Origin of the sequence: Sulfitobacter sp. G21635-S1 (assembly GCF_027213915.1) — a bacterium.
Taxonomy (GTDB): domain Bacteria; phylum Pseudomonadota; class Alphaproteobacteria; order Rhodobacterales; family Rhodobacteraceae; genus Sulfitobacter.
In genome coordinates this window covers 100140-120067 of the sequence record NZ_JAPWGV010000001.1, presented here as the reverse complement: position 1 = coordinate 120067, position 19928 = coordinate 100140, and the positions used below count along the sequence as shown (strand labels likewise).

The following is a 19928-nucleotide window of genomic DNA, read 5'->3' as shown; positions in this document are numbered from 1 at the left end:
GCCTAGCCCCCCTGCATCGGGGCAAGGACCTCAACCGCATCCCCCGGAGAAAGCGCATGATCCGGGCGGGCCGGTGCGGGCACAAATTCGCCGTTTACGGCAGTGGCAACTTTGGCATCGCCAAAGCCTTCGGCCAAAAGCAGATCGGCCAGGGTCGCAACCTGCGCGTCGATCGGGGCTCCGTTAAGCAGCAGTTTCATCCATCACCTCAGGCGTTTTGTTGTCAATGATCAGATCGGCCACCATCCGCGCCAGCGCCGGAGCCAGAAGAAAGCCGTGCCGGAACAGGCCGTTGGCCCGGATCAGGTTTCCGTTGCGCCGGATGCGCGGCAGGTTGTCGGGAAAGGCAGGACGGCTATCAACGCCGATTTCCAGCACCTCGGCCTCCCCGAAGGCGGGGTTCAGCGCATAGGCGGCGCTGAGCAGTTCCAGCAGGGCACGCGCGGTAACATGCTTGCCTGCATGCCCTTCGATCATCGTCGCACCCAGCATGAAAACACCGTCGCCACGGGGCACCAGATACAGCGGAACCCGGGGATGCAGCAGGCGGATCGGGCGCGATATGCTGACATCGGGGCAGGAAAGAACCAGCATTTCGCCTTTGACACCGCGCAGGTCACACAGTCTGTCCCTGGCCTGATATCCCCGGCAATCGATGGTCAGGCCGCGTTGTGCATATCTGTCGGGGTCGGCATCTTCCTGAACAAATACCGCACCATCCGCCAGGAGACTGGCGCGTAATCGGGCAAGTGCGCGGCGGGGGGCAAGGTGGGCTTCGCTCTCAAAGAACAATCCCTTGGTAAATCTTCCACCCAGATCGGGTTCCAGGTCTGAAATCTCTGCTCCGCTCACCTGGCGAAATCCGGTGGTGCGCCGGGCAAAGCGGGCAAGATCGGCTGTGTCGCGCATCGACGATACAACAAGCGAGCCGCACCGGTGGACCGCGCCGGTCTTGGCCTCCCACCAGTCTGCGGCTTCGCGTCCCAGCCTGACAACGGGTTCCTCGGCGCTTTCGCCTTCGCAGAACGGGGCAAGCATGCCGCCCGCCCACCAGGAACAGGCATGGGGGCCAATATCCTTGTGCCGGTCCACCAAGACCACACCGACCCCGCAATCCAGCAGTGTCCGCGCGACGCAAAGACCGGCAACGCCGCCCCCTATGATCGTGACTTCGGTCATTTCCATTGACCATGGAAGTGATGAACGGGGCCATGACCCTTTCCGATGTGCAGGGTATCGGCGGCCATGATCGCCGCCTGAAGATATCCGTGCGCCGCTTTCACGGCATCCTCAAGGTCGCGCCCCTGTGCAAGATAGGCTGCAATCGCGGCGGAATAGGTGCATCCCGTGCCATGGGTGTTGCGCGTGTCGATCCGGGGCGCGGCAAACGTCGCGACCAGGCCGCTTTCATTGACCAGCACATCGGTGCAGGTGCCGCCAACGCTATGCCCGCCTTTCATCAATACGTTCCTTGGCCCCAACCCGACCAGCCGTTGCCCTTGTTGCACCATCTCTTCGAGCGTTGTGGCGGCGGTTGTGCCCAGCAACCGCGCGGCCTCCGGCAAATTCGGGGTGAGCAGGCCAGCCTGCGGCAGGATCTGCGTGATCAGGGCCGTCACGGCGGCATCCTGCAACAGCGCATCACCCGATTTCGCGATCATCACCGGATCAACGACACTCAACCCGTCGAACACAGCCAGGCGTTCCGCGGTGGCCGCAACGATCGGTACGGAGAACAACATCCCCAGTTTGATCACATCGACATCCAGATCCGACAGGACCGCGTCGATCTGCGCGGCAACAACATCGGCGGGGATCTCATGCACCGCTGTCACGCCTGTTGTGTTCTGGGCGGTCACCGCGGTGATGACACTCGCGCCATAGGCCCCGGTTGCCGAGATCGCCTTGATGTCCGCCTGAATGCCGGCCCCGCCGCCACTGTCAGAGCCGGCAATGGTCAGGACAATCGGTGTGTGGTTCGTCACGGGCACGTCTCCAGGGTACGGGCGTGCCAACGCAAGAATGAGTTTTGTGCGATCTGTTTCGCACAATCTACCCGTTCCCTACGCCGGTATGACCCGGATCAGGTTCGACGGGTCGGTGCATGCACCTCTCAGCCCGGATGGGCCCCCCGACGGATGATTTCGTTATCGCTTCGTCGTCGCTGACGGGCGAAGCAATGCAATTCTGTGACATGGGTAGGACAGGATATCGCGAACTTCAACAGCCGATTTTCCGGCCCCTCAGATTGCCGCGCACGGCACCTCAGCGCCCGCGCGCACCGGCCCGAAGCAACGTATCGCGCAGCACATCGAAAAACGCGCGCAGGTGGGGCTGGCGCAGGGTCTGGGGGCGGGTGACCAGAAACACATCCATCGGCGGCAGGTCTGCCGCGCCGAAAGGCTGCACCAGACCCGCCGCCAACAGATCAGGCAGAACCGCCACACCGTATCCGCTGGCGCAGGCCTGAAGCTGGGCCGAGAAGGAGGAGACCCGGAAACGCGAGGATACGAAGCCTGCTGCCCGTGCCGCGCGCAGATGGGGGGTCTGATCAAAGGGCGGCGAAAGGTCGATCATCGCGGCATCGCCCGGCCCGGCATTGGCAGGCAGGCGGCTGGCATATTCGGGCGCGCAATAGACGCCATAGGAAAGCGACGCGACCTTGTTGTAAATCAGCGATGGTTCGCCCAGGTGAATGGTGCGGACCGCGATATCGACACTGCCGCGCGCGACCTTTGTCAGGGTCGCATCCACCAAAAGATCGACACTGCATCGCGGATGCAGATCGATATAGCGGTCAATTGCCTGCGTCAGCACGGGCACGAAGCCGTCGCCTGCTGTGACCGTCACACCGCCGGACAATTCGCCGTTGCTGCTGACGGTCTGTTGCTGCAGATCGCGTTCAAGCCGCTCTGCAGTGGCGGTCAAAGCGGCCCCCCTTGCAGTCAGGCGCAGGCCCTCGACGCTGCGCTCGACCACGGGTTCGCCGATCTCTTCCTCCAGCCGGGTGATGCGCCGCGACAGGGTCGAGGCCGCCATGCCCAGAACCTGGCCGGCCTGCAGGAAACTGCCCCGCCGCGAGATGGCCAGAAGTACGCGAAGATCATCCCAATCGGTCATGGTTCATTTTGCATGCACGCAAAACGATTGTCCATTGCTGTGTGTTCTTGGAATGCGCTGCCCGTCGTAGATTGGACCGGCAAAGGAGACACAGATGCAAATCCCATTCAACTTTACCGACCGCGCCACCAAGGCATTCAACACACGTGACCTTGACGCGCTGCTTGCCTTGATGTCGGAAGATTTCCACTTCGTCGATCCGATGACCGAAACCCGTGGCCGCGAGGAGACCCGCATACGCGAACAGGCCTTGTTCGATGCCTTTCCCGATGTGAAGGTCCAGATGTCACCCGTTGTCTGGAACAACCGGCATCTGGCAATGACCGCCGAGTTCACCGGCACCTTCACAGGGCCTTTCGCCATGGGGGGTCACATGATCCAGCCAAGCGGAAAGCCCTTCCGGTTCCGCTTTGCCGGGTTCTTCACCTTCAACGAGGAACATGCGACCCACGAAGAGGTGTTTTACGACCGTATTGCCCTGATGCAGGCCCTTGGCCAGGACCTGGGCTGAGATGGTGGGACGCGACACAAAAGTTGCCTTCGTCACCGGGGCGACCGGTCTCTTGGGCAACAATCTGGTCCGCGCGCTGCTGGCAGAGGGGGTTCAGGTGCGGGGTCTGGCCCGCTCGGCCGGGAAGGCGCGGCAGCAATTCGGGGCGTTGGAGGGGCTCGACATCGTCGAAGGCGACATGCAGGACATACCGGGGTTCGCCGGGGCCCTGGCAGGCTGCGACACGCTGTTCCACACCGCGGCCTATTTCCGCGACAGCTACTACGGGGGCAGGCACTGGGAGATGCTGAAGGCGATCAACGTCGATGCAACCGGCCAGCTTCTGACGGCGGCGCATGAGGCCGGTATCCGCCAGATCGTGCATACCAGTTCCATTGCTGTGGTGGACGGCAAAAAGGGACAGGTGGTGGACGAAACCATGAAACGGCCCGCCAAGGGTGCGGATGATTATTACCGGTCCAAGATACTGTCGGACCAGATTGTCATGGAACATCTGGAGAAACATGCCGACACTTTCGGCGTTTTCGTCATGCCCGGCTGGATGCACGGACCGGGTGACCGGGGGCCAACTGCAGCAGGGCAATTCACCCTGGACTTCATGCAGGGCAAGCTGCCCGGCATCCCGCCTGCCACCTTTGCCTTTGTCGATGCGCGCGACGTGGCCCAGGCCGAGATCCGCGCGCTGCGGCAAGGCCGCAGGGGCGAGCATTATCTGGCCGCCGGGCGACATGTGGCGATGGCAGAGCTGATGCAGCTTTACGAAAAGACCACCGGCGTCGCCGCGCCAAAGCGGCGGATTCCGGCAGCCGCCCTCTGGCTGATCGCGGGGCTTCAAGAGGGTGTGGCCCGCCTGACCGGTCGCCCCGCGCTGCTGAGCCTCGCTGCGGTGCGCAACATGCGCAAGGAATTTGACCACAGCCGTTTTGATCCGGCCAAGTCGCGCTCGGAACTGGGGCTGTCGTTCCGCCCGATGGCGCAGACCATTGCCGACGAAGTCGCCTGGTACCGGGACAATGGCATGTTGCCTGCCGGTTCCGGGCGCGCGCGCCGGGCATGAACGGGCGCACCCGGAACACGGCTGTTTCGCTCAGGGCTGGGCCATCGCCTGCGCCACCGCACTGGCAATTGTCAAAGCGTCCTGCGGCTCTGCCACCAGTTTAACAAGATCGGTGTTTTCGACCGCAAGGTATCCGGCGGTAGCGGCGGAAGCGATGGACATCAGCATCGGGGACTGGAAGGGGAGCAACGGCATCTGCCCAAGCAGTTCCCGCTCTGCCTCGAAGGTATTCGGGACATATGGAACGCCGAGGGTCCCGGCGATGTCCGCCGCCGAAATCGCTGATGTCCCGGCAAGCTCGTAGCTGCGGCCGACATGGGCATCCGGCGCCTTGAGCACGCTCACCGCAGCGGCGGCCAGATCGTTGCGCGCAACGGCAGAGATGCCCCCGTTCCCGAATGGCGTGGTGATCTTCCCGCCGCGCGGAGCCACAAGCGCACCGACCAGTTCGGCGTAAAGTCCGTTGCGCAGAATGGTCCATTTCATCCCGCTGGCCTGCAGCGCGCGCTCAGTCCAGCGGTGCGCAAGTGCAAAGCCGAGATGCACGCCACTGACGTGCAGACTGCTGTAGATGACATGGCCGACACCCTGCGCACGCGCCGCTTCCACCACGGCGCCGTGGCGGCGCATGACGACATCGTCCTCGGCATAGCCGGCCGAGGTCAGGAAAAGCGTGTCGACGCCGGAAAAATCCAATGTTTCGGGGTGGTCGAAATCCATTTGCCTGTCGGCCTCCGGCGCGCGGCTTGCTGTCCGCAGGTCCAAACCTGCATGTCTGGCCTGGTGTGCAATTTGCGAGGCGAGTTGCCCCGAGCTGCCGGTAATCAATATCATGATGCTTCCTTTCCGTGTTGGTTCCCGGCTAACCTAGGGAGGCCATCAGGGGCACGTAAGGAGGCACTTGGATGTCGGTTACGAACACGGTTGTGCGCAGGGCATCGTTGGAATCCTGCGGGTCGGACGACCACGAAGATTGCGGGCTGGAGCTGATCCTGGTCCGGTTGGGCGAGCAATGGACGGTCAGGGTCCTGGCGGAACTGGCAGGCGGACCGCTGCGCTACCGGGTGCTTGAACGGGCGCTGGACGGCATTTCCCAGCGGATGCTGACCCTGACCCTGCGGCGCCTGGAACGTGACGGCCATCTGCTGCGGCATGTCGAGCCGACCGTGCCGCCCAAGGTCACCTATGAACTGACGGAACTGGGCCATGCCTTTGCGGCGCAGGTCGCGACGCTGGTGGAGTGGAGCCGGCAACACAAGGAGGCGATCAATGCTGCCCAGGATACATTTGACGCGTCGGGACGGGACTGACCGGCAGCCCGCCCGGCGCCCTGCCCCCTCCATTTCCACAGGCTGAACCAGCGCGCCACACCGCTTCCGGGCGGAGTTGGCTGAAAGTTGGTTTATTGCTGACGCGTTGGATATGCACATGTGAAATGCATAACGCCCAATCCATAGGCAGAGTGCTGAAAAGCGGCCCGGATCGGTTGAATTCAAATTGCGTCGCATTCCTCTGCGTGATGACGTCCGGCCCATGCAGCGGATTCTCAAGATCATCATCGTTGAAACAGACCCCTCGCGCGCCGCGTTGATCGAGGAAAGCCTCGCGCATGCGGGGCAGTACGAATTGCTAACGATCACCGATATGTCCCGGCTGACGGCGGCGATTGCGGATCATAATCCGGATATCATCCTGATCGACTTGGACAATCCCTCCCGCGACTCGCTTGAGGAACTGAGGCTCGCCTCGGCCCCGCTGGAGCGCCCGGTGGCATTGTTCGTTGATCAGAGCGACGCAAACCTGACCAAGCTTGCGATAGAGGCTGGTGTTTCCGCCTATGTCGTCGACGGGTTGCGGGCGGATCGGTTGAAACCGATCATTGATGCCGCTGTGGCCCGCTTCACCATGTTCCGCCAGATGCGCAACGAATTGGCGACCACCAAACGCGCCCTGGAAGAACGCAAGGTGATCGACCGGGCCAAGGGCTTGCTGATGAAGGCCCGGGGCATTGACGAACAAGCCGCCTACGACCTGTTGCGGCGCGCGGCGATGGATCAGGGCCGCAAGGTCTATGACGTTGCCGAGGCGCTGGTGACCACTGCCGGGCTTTTGTCATGACCGCGAAGCTGCCCGTCGCATTCTTGCCGCTGATCGACGCCGCGCCGCTGATCGTTGCGGTCGAGCTGGGCTTTGACAGGGACGAAGGGATCGCCCTGGACCTGAGGCGGGCGCATTCTTGGTCCAGCCTGCGCGACATGGTGTCCTTTGGTCAGGTCACGGCAGCGCAGATGCTGGCACCGATGCCGGTGGCAACGGCGCTGGGGCTTGTTGGCACCGGTGCGGCGCTTGCCAGCGTTGCGGTGCTGTCCACCAATGGCGAGGTCATCGGTGTCAGCAACGCCATGGCGCAGCGCATCCGCGACACCGGATACAGCTTTGCCACAGGATTTGGCGATGCCCGCGCCGCCGGACAGGCGCTGATCGCTGCGGCGGACGGGCCGCTCCGGATCGGCGTGCCCTTTCCTTTTTCGATGCATGCAGAGCTTTTGTACCACTGGCTGACCGCCCTGGGCCTGCCCGCCCCCGCCGCCGTCGACATCCGCACAGTGCCGCCACCGCTGATGGCCAGTGCCCTTGCGGCGGGTGAACTGGACGCCTTTTGCGTGGGCGAACCCTGGGGGTCGATGGCGGTTGAAACCAATGCGGGGGCCCTGTTGCTGCCCGGCAGCGCGATCTGGCCCGGCGCGCCGGAGAAGGTGCTGGGCGTGCGGGCGGACCTGGCCGACGCCAGCCCCGAGCCGCTGCGCGCGATGATCCGCGCCCTGTGGCGCGCAGGCGAATGGCTGAGCGATCCGCAAAGCCGCACGACCGCCTGCGCGTTTCTGTCCCGGCGCGACTATGTCGATGTTCCCGCCGAGATGATCGACCGCGCCCTGTCCGGTCATCTGACCCTCACGTCACGCGGTGACAGCCGGATCGTGCCCGACTTTGTCGGTTTTGCCCAGAACACCCCGCAGCAAGACCATGCCGCCTGGATCGCCGGACGTCTGGCCGCGCGGCTGGGGCTGGACCGGGCTACCGCGCGACAGGCCGCAATTGCCACCTGGCGCACCGATCTGCACGACACGGCGCTGCGGGCGATTCCCGGTTACAGCCCGCGTCCGGATGCGATGACCCATTCATTTGATGGTCAAGAATTCAGCCCCTCCCTGCAGGAGTGACCGAAAATGCAGCAGATTTCCGCTGCAACGCAGAAAACTGCCTTTCTGCGGCCGCAAATTCCCCTTCGGTATTGATTTAACCCTCTGCTTTTCCCAACCTGAAGCTCAGGAAGACAATGGCGTCTTCCGAAATCCAATTCCCAAAGTCCGGGTAATCCGAGCACAGCCGCTCGACCCCTCGTGCATGCGCATGGGGCTGGTCAGCGGTTATTTTCGTTTGTCCGGGGCGCCTGCCTTCCGGATCACACAAGGGACAAAGTACATGAACAGACTTGCGACCTGCCTACTCGCCTCCACCCTGCTGACCGGCCCGGCCTTTGCCGAGATGCTGGCGCTTGAAAAGGATGAACTGACACTCGGCTTTATCAAGCTGACCGATATGGCCCCGCTCGCGGTGGCCTATGAGAACGGCTATTTCCTGGATGAGGGGCTCTTCGTCACGCTTGAAGCACAGGCAAACTGGAAAGTGCTTCTGGACGGGGTGATCGGCGGTCAGCTGGACGGGGCGCATATGCTGGCCGGTCAACCGCTGGCAGCGACCATCGGCTATGGCACGCAGGCCCATATCATCACCCCCTTCTCGATGGATCTGAATGGTAACGGCATCACCGTATCCAATGCGGTCTGGGAAGAGATGAAACCGAATATCCCCACCAATGCCGACGGGTTGCCGCAGCATCCGATCTCGGCACAGGCGCTGGCTCCGGTGGTGGAACGCTACAAGGCCGATGGCAAACCCTTCAACATGGGCATGGTCTTTCCGGTCTCGACCCACAATTACGAGCTGCGCTACTGGCTGGCTGCCGGCGGGCTGAACCCGGGTCTTTACAGCCCCGATGACACCTCGGGGCAGATTGGCGCGGACGTATTCCTGTCCGTCACCCCGCCGCCGCAGATGCCCGCCACGCTGGAGGCCGGCACGATCGACGGCTATTGCGTGGGCGAGCCGTGGAACCAGCAAGCGGTGGTCAAGGGCATCGGCGTGCCGGTGATCACCGACTATGAGCTGTGGAAGAACAACCCGGAAAAGGTATTCGGCATCACCGCCGAATTTGCCGAGCAAAATCCAAACACCACGCTGGCCCTGACCAAGGCGCTGATCCGCGCCGCCATCTGGCTGGACGAGAACGAGAATGCAAACCGCGAGGCCGCGGTCGAAATCCTGAGCCGCCCGGAATACGTGGGCGCCGATGCCGAGGTGATCGCCGCCTCGATGACCGGAACCTTCGAATATGAACCAGGCGATGTGCGCGAAGTGCCCGATTTCAACGTCTTCTTCCGCTACAACGCCACCTACCCGTTCTATTCGGACGCGGTGTGGTATCTGACGCAGATGCGCCGCTGGGGCCAGATCGCCGAAACCAAGGACGACACATGGTTCGATGAAACCGCGCGTTCGGTTTACCGCCCCGACATCTATCTGGACGCCGCACGCCTGCTGGTGGACGAAGGCAATGCCGCCGAGGCCGATTTCCCCTGGGACAGCGATGGCTACAAGGCGCCGACACCCGCCGCAGATGTCATCGACGGCATTCCTTTCGATGGCAAAGCGCCCAATGCCTATATCGACAGCCTGCCCATCGGACTGAAGTCCGGTGAAGTTGCCGGCGGCTGACCTTTCCGCACCGCCCTGCCTGCGGGGCGGTGCATCTTTCCCTTTTACGTACCGGAGACCGCAATGACAGTCGTCGATCCCGATCACCTGGATACCAAGCACAAAGAGGCGCGCCGCGCCGTCTGGTTCACCCGCATCAACAAGGCAGACGCCTGGTTTTCCGTTCTTGGTCTTGCCTGGCTGACCCCCCTGCTCAAGGCCGCGGCGGGCGACAATCCGCGCGGACAGATGCGCGATGTCTGGCGGCTGCTGGGTGTGCCGCTGTTGTCCATCATCGTCTTCCTGATGCTCTGGGCCACCCTCGCCCCGCGTGTCGTCACGTCACTGGGCGCGATCCCCGGCCCCGTTGCGGTCTGGGAACAGGCCATGGAGCTGAACGCGGATGCCATCGACAAACGCGCCAAGGCAGCAATGTTCCACGAGCGGCTGGACCAGCGCAACGCGCGGCTGATCGAAGCCGGGCGCGCGGATGAGGTCAAGCAGATCGCCTATACCGGCGCGCCCAGCTATTACGACCAGATCTGGACCTCGATCAAGACCGTGTTCTTCGGCTTTCTGGTGGCCTCGGTGGTTGCGATCCCGCTGGGCATTGCTGCGGGCCTGTCGCCCACGGCCAATGCGGCCCTGAACCCGTTGATCCAGATTTTCAAACCGGTGTCGCCATTGGCATGGCTGCCGATTGTCACGATGGTGGTTTCGGCAGTCTATGCCACCAACGACGGGATGTTCTCCAAATCCTTCCTGGTCTCCGCGATCACCGTGACGTTGTGTTCCCTCTGGCCCACGCTGATCAACACCGCCCTTGGCGTCGCCTCCATCGACCGCGACCTGATCAGCGTAAGCCGGGTGCTGAAGATGGGCCCCTACGCCAAGATCACCAAGCTGGTTCTGCCCTCGGCGCTGCCGCTGATCTTTACCGGCCTGCGGCTGAGCCTTGGCGTGGGCTGGATGGTGCTGATCGCGGCGGAAATGCTGGCGCAGAACCCCGGCCTTGGCAAATTCGTCTGGGATGAATTCCAGAACGGATCATCGCAATCACTGGCCCGCATCATCGTGGCGGTGCTGACCATCGGCATCATCGGCTTCCTTCTGGACCGGGTGATGTACGCGATGCAGTCGTTCTTTACCTTCTCGGCGCAGCGGTGAGCGGCATGGGTATTCTTGAATTCAGGAACGTGAACAAGGGCTTTGGCGAAGGCACGCACCGCGCCGAGGTTCTGAAAAACATCACCCTGAGCGTGAAGGAGGGCGAGTTCCTGGCCATCCTGGGGTTCTCCGGCACTGGAAAATCCACCCTGATGAACCTGATCGCAGGGCTTGAGATGCCCGACAGCGGCACCTTGACCTTTCGGGAAGCGCCGGTCACAGGCCCGGGACCGGACCGGGGTCTGGTCTTTCAAAGCTACAGCCTGATGCCCTGGCTGACCGTGCGCGGCAACATCATGCTGGCCATCGAAGCGGTGCACGGCAAGCTGTCCAAGCCCGAAAAGATTGCCAAGGCGGATCATTACATCGCCATGGTTGGCCTTGCCCATGCCGCGCACCGCCGCCCGGCGGAACTGTCGGGGGGCATGCGTCAGCGGGTGGCCGTGGCACGGGCGCTGGCGATGGAGCCTGACCTGCTGCTTCTGGACGAGCCGCTGTCGGCGCTGGATGCGTTGACCCGCGCCAATCTGGCCGATGAGATCCTGGAGATCTGGGAGGCCGACAAGAAGACCTGCGTCCTGATCACCAACGACGTGGACGAGGCGATCCTGCTGGCCGACCGCATCATCGTGCTGAACCCCGACGGCACGCTGGCAGCGCCGATCCCGGTGACCATCCCGCGCCCGCGCAACCGTGACGCGATGAACCATGATGCGGGCTTCAAGAAGCTGCGCGCAGAGGTCACGCAATACCTGATGGACGTGGGCATTGCCGCCAAGGTTGCCGAAACACGCCACCTGCCGGACGTGAAACCGGTTCACCAGATGATCCCGGCTGCCGTCCGGGGCGCCCGCGAAGGCATGATCGAGCAGCGGTTCCTCGACTTCTCTCAGCTGCACAAGGTGTATCCGACCCCCAAGGGGCCGCTGACGGTGGTCGAGGATTTCGACCTCAAGGTAAATCAGGGCGAATTCATCAGCCTGATCGGCCATTCCGGCTGCGGCAAATCCACCGTGCTGACCATGGCTGCCGGCCTGAATGACATTTCCCAAGGCGCGATCAAGCTGGACGGCCGCCACGTCGAGGGCGCCGACCCGGAACGTGCCGTCGTGTTCCAGTCGCCCAATCTGTTCCCCTGGCTGACCGCCAAGGAAAACGTCGCGATTGGTGTGGACAAGGTCTATCCCCGGGCGAGCCAGTCCGAGCGGCAGGAGGTGGTCGAATACTACCTTGAACGCGTGGGACTGGCCGATGCGATGGACCGTGGCGCCCATTCCATGTCGAACGGGATGAAGCAACGCGTCGGCATCGCGCGGGCCTTTGCCCTCAGCCCCAAGCTGCTGTTGCTGGATGAGCCATTCGGGATGCTGGATTCCCTCACCCGCTGGGAGTTGCAGGAGGTCCTGATGGAGGTCTGGTCGCGCACCAAGGTGACGGCGATCTGCGTCACCCATGACGTGGACGAGGCGATCCTGCTGGCGGATCGCGTCGTGATGATGACCAACGGACCGCAGGCCACCATTGGCAAGATCACCGATGTAAAGCTGCCGCGCCCGCGCACCCGCAAGGCGCTGCTGGCCCACCCCGATTACTATGCGTACCGGCAGGAGGTCCTCGACTTTCTGACCGAATACGAACACGGCGCGAAGCCCGCGCCCAAGCCAAAACCCCTTGCGGCGGAGTAAGTCATGACCAGAAATCTGATTGTTATCGGTGCCGGAATGGCCTCGGGGCGGATGCTGGAGCATCTGTTCGAAACCCAGCCCGGCGTGTGGAACGTCACCCTGTTCAATGCCGAACCGCGCGGCAACTACAACCGGTTGATGCTCTCGCCCGTGCTGGCGGGGGACAAGACCTATGCGGAGATCGTCACCCATGATGCCGATTGGTACGAAAGCCATGGTGTGACCTGCCGTTTTGGCGAAAAGGTGCTGCGGATCGACCGGGAGGCGCAGGTCGTTGTCGGTGAAAACGGCGCTGTGCCCTATGACCGCGTCGTCATCGCCACCGGATCGAACCCCTTCATGATCCCACTGCCCGGCCATGATCTGGAGGGCGTGATCCCCTACCGCGATCTGGACGACACCGAAACGATGATGGCCCTGGGTGCCAGACCCGGCGCGCGAGCCATCGTCATCGGCGGCGGCCTGCTGGGGCTGGAAGCCGCCGCAGGCATGAAGGCGCAGGGCGTCGATGTGACGGTTATTCACGTCATGGGTCACCTGATGGAACGCCAGCTGGACGAGGCCGCAGGCTATCTGCTGAAAAAGTCGCTGGAGGAGAAAGGCATCAATGTCCTGACCTCGGCCAACTCGCAGGAAATCCTTGGCACCGACGGGCGCGTCAGCGGGTTGCGGCTGGACGATGGCACCGAAATTCCCTGTGACCTGCTGGTCATGGCGGTGGGCATCCGTCCGAACGTGGCGCTTGCGCAGGAAGCCGGACTTGCGGTCGGGCGCGGCATCCATGTGGACGATGCCATGGTCACCTCCGACGCCAATATCCTTGCCCTGGGCGAATGTGTGGAACATCAGGGCGCGGTCTTTGGCCTTGTTGCCCCGCTTTACGATCAGGCCAAGGTCGCGGCCGAAACCCTGGGCGGCAGGCCAGCGGCCTTCACTCCGAAGGAGGTGGCAACCAAGCTGAAAGTCACCGGCTGCGACCTGTTCAGCGCGGGCGATTTTGCCGAAGGCGAGGGCCGCGAAGACATCGTTTTCCGCGATCCCGCCCGCGGCGTCTACAAACGGTTGGTGCTGGAAGGGTCCCGGCTGATCGGTGCGGTCATGTATGGCGACACCGGTGACGGCGCCTGGTTTCACGGGCTGATCAAGGACCACAGCGACGTGTCCGACATGCGCGACACCTTGATATTCGGACCGGCGTTTCAGGGGGGTGCCCCCTCGGACCCTTTGGCAGCCGTTGCAGCCTTACCGGGTGACGCAGAAATCTGCGGCTGCAACGGCATTTGCAAATCCACCATAGTCGACGCGATCAACGGCGGGGCCACCACCCTGTCCGATGTGCGCGCCCAGACCAAGGCCAGCGCCTCCTGCGGGACATGCACCGGGCTGGTCGAACAGGTCATGGCACTGACACTTGGGGACGGGTTCGAGGCGCAGACCGTCAAGCCGATGTGCCCCTGCACGCCGCTGACCCATATGGACGTGCGTCGCCTGATCAAGTCGCGCGCGCTGAAGTCCATGGCCGCCGTCATGCAGGAATGCGGCTGGACCACCTCCTGCGGCTGCGCCTCCTGCCGTCCGGCGCTGAATTATTACCTGCTGTGCGACTGGCCCGGCGAATATCAGGACGACGATCAAAGCCGTTTCGTGAACGAGCGGATGCATTCGAACATCCAAAAGGACGGCACCTATTCCGTCGTGCCGCGCATGTGGGGAGGCATCACCACCCCGGACGAGCTGCGCGCGATTGCGGATGCGGCGGATAAATACGCGGTGCAGACCGTCAAGGTGACAGGCGGCCAGCGCATCGACCTGCTGGGCGTCAAGAAACAGGACCTGCCCGACATCTGGGCCGACCTGAATGCCGCAGGCATGGTCAGCGGTCAGGCCTATGCCAAGGGCTTACGCACGGTGAAAACCTGCGTCGGCAGCGATCATTGCCGCTTTGGCACACAGGACAGCACCGGGCTTGGCATCCGCATGGAAAAGGCGCTTTGGGGGTCGTGGACACCGGCCAAGGTCAAGATGGCGGTGTCGGGCTGCCCGCGCAACTGCGCCGAAAGCACCTGCAAGGACGTGGGCGTGATCTGCGTCGACAGCGGCTATGTGCTGCACATCGGCGGCGCTGCGGGGCTGCACATTCAGGGCACCGAGGTGATGTGCACCGTCAGGACCGAGGACGAGGTTCTGGAATACACCGCCGCGGTGGTCCAGCTCTACCGCGAAGAGGCCGCCTATCTGGAACGGATGTACAAGTGGATGGACAACGTGGGCCTTGACCACATCGTCGAACGGGTCGTGACCGATGCCGACAGCCGTCGTGCACTGGCCGACCGTTTTTACTACGCGCAAAAGTTCATGCAGCAGGACCCCTGGGCGGAGCGTACCAAACCGGCCTATCGCGCGCTCTATGCGCCGCTGGCCGATCTTACCCTGGAGGCTGCGGAATGACCGACTGGACAGATATCGGCGCTCTGGAAGACATCCCCGAACGGGGTGCGCGCATCATCAAGACCCACATCGGCTGCATTGCCATCTTTCGCACCGCCGAGAACGAAGTCTTTGCCATCGACGACGCCTGCCCGCACAAGGGCGGACCGCTGAGCGAAGGTATCGTGCATGGCAGATCCGTCACCTGTCCGCTGCACAACATGGTGCTGCGGCTGGACACCGGGCTGGCGCAGGGCGCCGACAGCGGTGCGGTCAATACCTATGCCACGCGGATCGACGGTGGGCGCATCCTGCTGGATACCACGCAACTGCGCCGCGAGCGGGTGGCCTGATGGACGGATCGGCGCATCGCGAAGAGCTGCGCACCACCTGCGCCTATTGCGGCGTCGGATGTGGCGTTCTGGTGCGGCCCGATGGCAAGGGCGGCCTGTCGGTGCGCGGCGATCCGGAGCATCCGGCCAACTTCGGACGGCTGTGTTCCAAAGGCACGGCGCTGGGGGATACCCTGTCGCTGGACGACCGGCTGCTGTCACCGCGCGCCTTTGGCGCAGATACCGATTGGGACAGCGCCCTTACACTGGTCGCGGACCGGTTTTCGCGCAGCATCGCGGAGCATGGCCCGGATTCGGTCGCCTTCTATGTCTCGGGACAATTGTTGACCGAGGATTATTATGTCGCCAACAAGCTGATGAAAGGCTTCATCGGCTCGGCCAATATCGACACCAATTCCCGCCTCTGCATGGCCTCGACCGTTGCGGGGCAAAAACGCGCCTTTGGCACAGATACGGTCCCCGGCACATACGAGGACCTTGAACTGGCCGATCTGGTGGTGCTTGTGGGCAGCAACCTGGCCTGGTGCCATCCGGTCCTTTACCAGCGCCTTGCGGCGGCCAAGGCCGCGCGCCCCGCGATGAAGGTCGTGGTGGTCGACCCGCGCCGCACCGCCACCTGCGATCTGGCGGATATGCATCTGGCCCTTGCGCCGGGCAGTGACGTTGCCCTGTTCAACCGTCTGCTGGCCGCGATCCATGAGGGCGGCGCGCTGGACCCGACCTATCTGAACCATGTCGACGGCTTTGAGGAGACCTTGCAGGCGGCACAGGCACAGCGCGCGGAGGTGACCGGCCTGCCCGCAGAGCAACTGGCCGCCTTCTGCGCGATGTGGCTGCGCACCGAGAAGGTCGTGACCGTGTTCAGCCAGGGCGTGAACCAATCCTCCTCCGGCACTGACAAGGTCAATGCGATCATCAACTGCCACCTGGCCACGGGCCGCATTGGTAAACCGGGGATGGGGCCGTTCTCCGTCACTGGCCAGCCCAATGCCATGGGTGGTCGCGAGGTCGGTGGCCTGTCCAATGCGCTGGCCTGTCACCTTGACCTCGAAGACGCGGGTCACCGCGCGCTGGTTGGCGAGTTCTGGAAAGCCCCTGCCATGGCCGAGGGCGCAGGGCTGAAGGCGGTTGACCTCTTCAGGCAGGTACGGGCCGGCCGGATCAAGGCGCTGTGGATCATGTGTACCAACCCCGCCGTCTCCATGCCGGATGCCGATGCGGTGCGCGAGGCGATTGCGGGCTGCGATTTCGTCGTGGTCAGCGATGTGACAGCCCGGACCGATACGGCGCGGCTGGCCCATGTGCTGCTGCCGGCAACCGGTTGGGGGGAGAAAGACGGCACCGTCACCAATTCCGACCGCACGATCAGCCGCCAGCGCGCTGTGCTGCCCGCCCCCGGCGCGGCCCGGCCCGATTGGGCCATCATCTGCGACGTGGGCCGTCGCATGGGCTGGCCCGAGGCGTTTGACTATGCCACCCCGGCCCAGATCTTTGACGAACATGCCAGACTGTCGGGTCTGGCCGCCGCCACGGCGGGGCGCGATTTTGACATATCCGGGCTGACCGGGCTGGGGGCCGACGGCTATGCCGATCTGGCACCCACCCGCTGGCCCGTGACCAAGCAGGGCAGCACCGAACGGTTCTTTGCCGATGGCCGGTTCTTTACCCCGCAGGGCCGGGCCCGGATGATTCCCGTGACCGCCCGTGCGCCCATGGCCCGTACCGGCCCGCGATACCCTTTCGTGCTGAACACCGGCCGCATCCGCGACCAGTGGCACACGATGACCCGCACTGCCAAAGCTCCGCGCCTGAACCAGCACCTGGGCGAGCCCTTCCTGGAAATTCATCCGCTGGACGCTCGGGCGCTTGGCATCGCGCCTGCTTCACTGGTCGCAGCCACCAGCCCGACAGGCCGCTGCATCTTGCGGGCGCTCATTACAGACCGGGTGCAGCGTGGGCAGGTCTTTGCCCCGATGCACTGGACCGGCGAAACCGCCCCCACCGGGCGCATCGACGCATTGGTCCCCGGCGTCGTGGACCCGTTGTCGGGCCAGCCCGAAAGCAAGGCCGCCGTGGTGGCGCTTGCCCCCCATGATGCCGCCTGGTTCGGCTTTGCCGTCAGCACCGGCACCCTGACCCCCGACTGCAGCTATTGGGCGCGCAGCCGCGTGACCGGCGGCTGGCGGGCGGAACTGGCGGGCGACATCGCAACGCAGGACTGGGAGGCCGAGGCGCGCCGCCTGTTCGACCTGCCCCATGCCCGCTGTCAATCCGTCGCGGACCCCGCGACCGGCACCGCGCGCCTGGCCTTTCTGGACCCCGACAACCGCCTGCTGGCCGCATTGTTCGTTTCGCCCAAGCCAGTGACACTGTCGCGCGACTTTCTGGCCGCGCAGCTGGGACAAGTCGCAGGAACCCCGCTGTCGGGGCGCCCCGGTGCCGATATGCCGGACCCCGGCCCCGTTGTCTGTGCCTGTCTGGGTGTCGGGTTGAACACCATCGGTGCCGCCATCGCCAGCGGACAGGCAACAACCGTCGCGCAGGTGGGCGAATGTACCGGCGCGGGGATGACCTGCGGCTCCTGCCGCCCGGAAATCGCCGCTCTGCTGGCCGGTGCCAGACAGGTGGAGGCCGCAGAATGACCGAACCCACCGCACTGGCACCCTATGTTGCCATCCTTGGTCGCGGACAGGGCCGCGCGCGGTCGCTGACGATGCCCGAGGCGCGGGCGGCAATGTCGGTGATCCTGTCGGGGAATGCCGCCCCCGAAGCCATCGGCGCGATGCTGATGCTGATGCGGATGAAGGGCGAGGTCGCCGAAGAAATTGCCGGGCTGACCGACGGGGCGCGGGCCGCACTTGCGCTCTGGACAGGGCCCGCCCCCGCTATTGACTGGCCGTCTTATGCCGCCGGGCGCACCCGTGGGCAGCCGTGGTTTCTGGCCGCGGCGAAACTGGTGGCCCAGGCGGGCTATCCGGTGCTGATGCACGGCTGGAATTCACATCAGGCGACGGGGGCAAGCGTACGTGCCGCGCTCGCCGATGTTGGTATCCCGCAAGTACCATGGGCCGACGCCCCCGGAACACTGGCGCAAACCGGTATTGCCTATGTCCCGCTGGAAGCGCTTTGCCCTGCCCTGCTGGACCTGTTGCGCCTGCGTGACGTTCTGGGCCTGCGGTCCTGCATCAACACGGTGCTGCGCATGTTGAACCCGGCCGCTGCGCCGATCGCCTTGCAGGGGGTCTTTCATCCCTCCTACCGCGAACTGCAGCGCGATGCGGCACTGCTGCTGAACCAGCCCGGCCTGCGCGTGCTCAAGGGCGGTGGCGGCGAGTTCGAACATCACCCGACCAAGGACATCACCCTGCACGGACTGCAGGACGGCGCCATCTGGGAAGGGCAGACCGGCACGGTGTTGAGCGGCCACCAGCGCCTGTCCGAAACCGACAGTACATTGGCCGATGTCTGGCAGGGCCGCATTCAGGACCCGTTCGCCATGGCCATCATCATCAGCACTGCAGCCCTTGCGCTGGAGGCCTGCGGCGTTGCCGACCCGGCCCGGCTGGCACGCGACCTGTGGCTGCGCCGCCACGACGCCAAAGCCGCCTGAAGGGACCATCATGCACAGCTTTCCCATGTTCATCCGCACCACCAACCGCCGCGTTGTGATTGCGGGCGGTGGGGAGCAGGCAGCGCAAAAAGCGCGCCTGATGCTCAAGACCGATGCGAAGCTGGTGCTGCTGGCACCGGTCCTTGACGTTGAACTGGCGGATCTGGTGGCGACGGGGCGTGCGACACAGGATGCCGGGCCCTTCACACCGGAACATTTTGCCGATGCGGCGCTTGTCTTTATCGCGAGCGGTTGCCCCGGCCTCGATGCGGCGCTGCATGCGCTCGCAAAAGCGGCGGGGGCGCAGGTCAATGTGGTGGACCAGCCCTCGCTTTGCGACATGACCACGCCGTCACTGGTGGACCGCGATCCGGTGGTCGTGGCCATCGGCACCGAAGGAACCGCCCCGGTGCTTGCCCGTCGGATCAAGACAGAGGTCGAGCAGATGCTGGACCCCCGGCTTGGCAGCTTTGCAGCCCTTGCCGGGCGGCTGCGCGGCGCGGTTGCGGCACATATCCCAAAACCGGACCGTCGGGCGTTCTGGCGGTGGGCGTTCGCCGATGCCCCCTGGCAGTTACACAAGACCGGACAGGAACGCGCCGCCGCCGATCTGCTGAAGCGCACAATTGCAACAAAAGACGTGCCTGACCGTCAGGGTCAGATTGCAATTGTGGGCGCTGGCCCCGGTGCGCGCGATCTGCTGACCCTGCGCGCTGTCGAGCGTCTGCAAGAGGCCGATGTGATCTTTTACGACGGGCGTGTCGATCCTGATGTGCTGGAACTCGCCCGCCGGGATGCAGAGCGTGTCTTTGTGGGAAATGTCCCTGGCACGCATATCTGGCCAGGGGAACGCATCAGCAGATTGGTCCTGGCCGAAGCCGCCAAGGGCCGCCGCGTCGTCCGTCTGGAATCCGGCGACGCGGGCATTTCCGGTCGTGCCAAAGAAACATTGGACGCCGCTACCGCCGCCAATATCCGCGTCGAGATTGTTCCCGGTGTCACGGCGGCAAGCGCCCTTGCCGCCGCCTCAGGTCAGCAGCTGAGCGGGGGAAGAGACCCGCAACCTGCCTTTCGCTCGGCAATCGCTGCCGGGCAGAACATTGGCGTTTGACCTGAAGTCAGAATGACAAAAGCGCCTTTCCGGCGCAGCGCCCGGGCCTCCAGCGGTTGCGAGACGGCACCG

Annotated in this window: 18 protein-coding genes and 1 riboswitch; of the genes, 13 read left to right on the top strand and 5 right to left on the bottom strand. The window is 64.1% G+C overall.

What is annotated here, in order from left to right; all coding sequences use genetic code 11:
* Nucleotides 1-2: 2 nt before the first annotated feature.
* The 4 genes from thiS to O4H53_RS00605 all read right to left on the bottom strand — a co-directional run bounded on the left by thiS (nucleotide 3) and on the right by O4H53_RS00605 (nucleotide 3120).
* The gene (gene thiS, locus O4H53_RS00620; RefSeq protein ID WP_067298097.1) at nucleotides 3-200 is read right to left on the bottom strand and encodes a sulfur carrier protein ThiS; all 198 of its coding nucleotides are present in this window, start codon (nucleotides 198-200) and stop codon (nucleotides 3-5) included.
* Nucleotides 184-1179 (bottom strand): FAD-dependent oxidoreductase, encoded by a 996-nt coding sequence (locus tag O4H53_RS00615; RefSeq protein ID WP_269360539.1) that lies wholly within the window; start codon nucleotides 1177-1179, stop codon nucleotides 184-186. Before O4H53_RS00615 ends, thiS begins: the two co-directional genes overlap by 17 nt.
* Nucleotides 1176-1985 carry a bifunctional hydroxymethylpyrimidine kinase/phosphomethylpyrimidine kinase gene (gene thiD / locus O4H53_RS00610; RefSeq protein WP_269360536.1) on the bottom strand — a complete coding sequence of 270 codons (810 nt, stop codon included), beginning with the start codon at nucleotides 1983-1985 and terminating at the stop codon, nucleotides 1176-1178. The genes O4H53_RS00615 and thiD overlap by 4 nt, the downstream gene beginning before the upstream one ends.
* A gap of 58 nt (nucleotides 1986-2043) precedes the next feature.
* Nucleotides 2044-2144, bottom strand: a riboswitch (TPP riboswitch).
* A gap of 121 nt (nucleotides 2145-2265) precedes the next feature.
* Nucleotides 2266-3120, bottom strand: coding sequence for a LysR family transcriptional regulator (locus tag O4H53_RS00605; RefSeq protein ID WP_269360535.1), 855 nt, complete (start codon nucleotides 3118-3120; stop codon nucleotides 2266-2268).
* A 94-nt stretch (nucleotides 3121-3214) separates the two neighbouring features.
* Between O4H53_RS00605 and O4H53_RS00600 the strand changes: the two genes are divergently transcribed.
* Both O4H53_RS00600 and O4H53_RS00595 read left to right on the top strand, forming a co-directional pair.
* Complete coding sequence (locus O4H53_RS00600; RefSeq protein ID WP_269360534.1) at nucleotides 3215-3631, top strand: ester cyclase; 417 nt, start codon at nucleotides 3215-3217, stop codon at nucleotides 3629-3631.
* Nucleotide 3632: 1 nt separating this feature from the next.
* The gene (locus O4H53_RS00595; protein WP_269360533.1) at nucleotides 3633-4688 is read left to right on the top strand and encodes an SDR family oxidoreductase; all 1056 of its coding nucleotides are present in this window, start codon (nucleotides 3633-3635) and stop codon (nucleotides 4686-4688) included.
* Nucleotides 4689-4718: 30 nt separating this feature from the next.
* On the opposite strand, the gene O4H53_RS00590 is transcribed toward O4H53_RS00595, so the two are convergent.
* Nucleotides 4719-5522 (bottom strand): NAD(P)H-binding protein, encoded by an 804-nt coding sequence (locus O4H53_RS00590; protein WP_269360532.1) that lies wholly within the window; start codon nucleotides 5520-5522, stop codon nucleotides 4719-4721.
* 71 nt (nucleotides 5523-5593) lie between these two features.
* Here O4H53_RS00590 and O4H53_RS00585 point away from each other — a divergent pair, with 71 nt between their 5' ends.
* From O4H53_RS00585 to O4H53_RS00535, 11 genes are all read left to right on the top strand, one after another.
* The gene (locus O4H53_RS00585) at nucleotides 5594-5998 is read left to right on the top strand and encodes a winged helix-turn-helix transcriptional regulator (protein ID WP_269360531.1); all 405 of its coding nucleotides are present in this window, start codon (nucleotides 5594-5596) and stop codon (nucleotides 5996-5998) included.
* 223 nt (nucleotides 5999-6221) lie between these two features.
* On the top strand, nucleotides 6222-6806 hold the full coding sequence (locus tag O4H53_RS00580) for an ANTAR domain-containing response regulator (RefSeq protein WP_114276893.1): 585 nt from the start codon (nucleotides 6222-6224) through the stop codon (nucleotides 6804-6806).
* Complete coding sequence (locus O4H53_RS00575) at nucleotides 6803-7909, top strand: ABC transporter substrate-binding protein (RefSeq protein WP_269360528.1); 1107 nt, start codon at nucleotides 6803-6805, stop codon at nucleotides 7907-7909. The genes O4H53_RS00580 and O4H53_RS00575 overlap by 4 nt, the downstream gene beginning before the upstream one ends.
* Before the next feature lie 262 nt (nucleotides 7910-8171).
* The gene (locus tag O4H53_RS00570; protein ID WP_269360526.1) at nucleotides 8172-9524 is read left to right on the top strand and encodes a CmpA/NrtA family ABC transporter substrate-binding protein; all 1353 of its coding nucleotides are present in this window, start codon (nucleotides 8172-8174) and stop codon (nucleotides 9522-9524) included.
* A gap of 63 nt (nucleotides 9525-9587) precedes the next feature.
* Nucleotides 9588-10670, top strand: coding sequence for an ABC transporter permease (locus O4H53_RS00565; RefSeq protein WP_269360524.1), 1083 nt, complete (start codon nucleotides 9588-9590; stop codon nucleotides 10668-10670).
* Between the two features lie 5 nt (nucleotides 10671-10675).
* Nucleotides 10676-12355 carry an ABC transporter ATP-binding protein gene (locus tag O4H53_RS00560; protein ID WP_269360522.1) on the top strand — a complete coding sequence of 560 codons (1680 nt, stop codon included), beginning with the start codon at nucleotides 10676-10678 and terminating at the stop codon, nucleotides 12353-12355.
* A 3-nt stretch (nucleotides 12356-12358) separates the two neighbouring features.
* A complete protein-coding gene (gene nirB / locus O4H53_RS00555; RefSeq protein WP_269360521.1) occupies nucleotides 12359-14803 on the top strand; it encodes a nitrite reductase large subunit NirB in 2445 nt (814 codons plus the stop codon).
* A complete protein-coding gene (nirD, locus tag O4H53_RS00550) occupies nucleotides 14800-15135 on the top strand; it encodes a nitrite reductase small subunit NirD (protein WP_269360520.1) in 336 nt (111 codons plus the stop codon). The genes nirB and nirD overlap by 4 nt, the downstream gene beginning before the upstream one ends.
* On the top strand, nucleotides 15135-17777 hold the full coding sequence (locus O4H53_RS00545) for a nitrate reductase (protein WP_269360519.1): 2643 nt from the start codon (nucleotides 15135-15137) through the stop codon (nucleotides 17775-17777). The genes nirD and O4H53_RS00545 overlap by 1 nt, the downstream gene beginning before the upstream one ends.
* A complete protein-coding gene (locus tag O4H53_RS00540; protein WP_269360517.1) occupies nucleotides 17774-18745 on the top strand; it encodes a glycosyl transferase family protein in 972 nt (323 codons plus the stop codon). The genes O4H53_RS00545 and O4H53_RS00540 overlap by 4 nt, the downstream gene beginning before the upstream one ends.
* A 10-nt stretch (nucleotides 18746-18755) precedes the next feature.
* Entirely contained in the window at nucleotides 18756-19856 is a 1101-nt protein-coding gene (locus O4H53_RS00535) for an SAM-dependent methyltransferase (RefSeq protein WP_269360515.1), read from the top strand.
* Nucleotides 19857-19928: the final 72 nt, after the last annotated feature.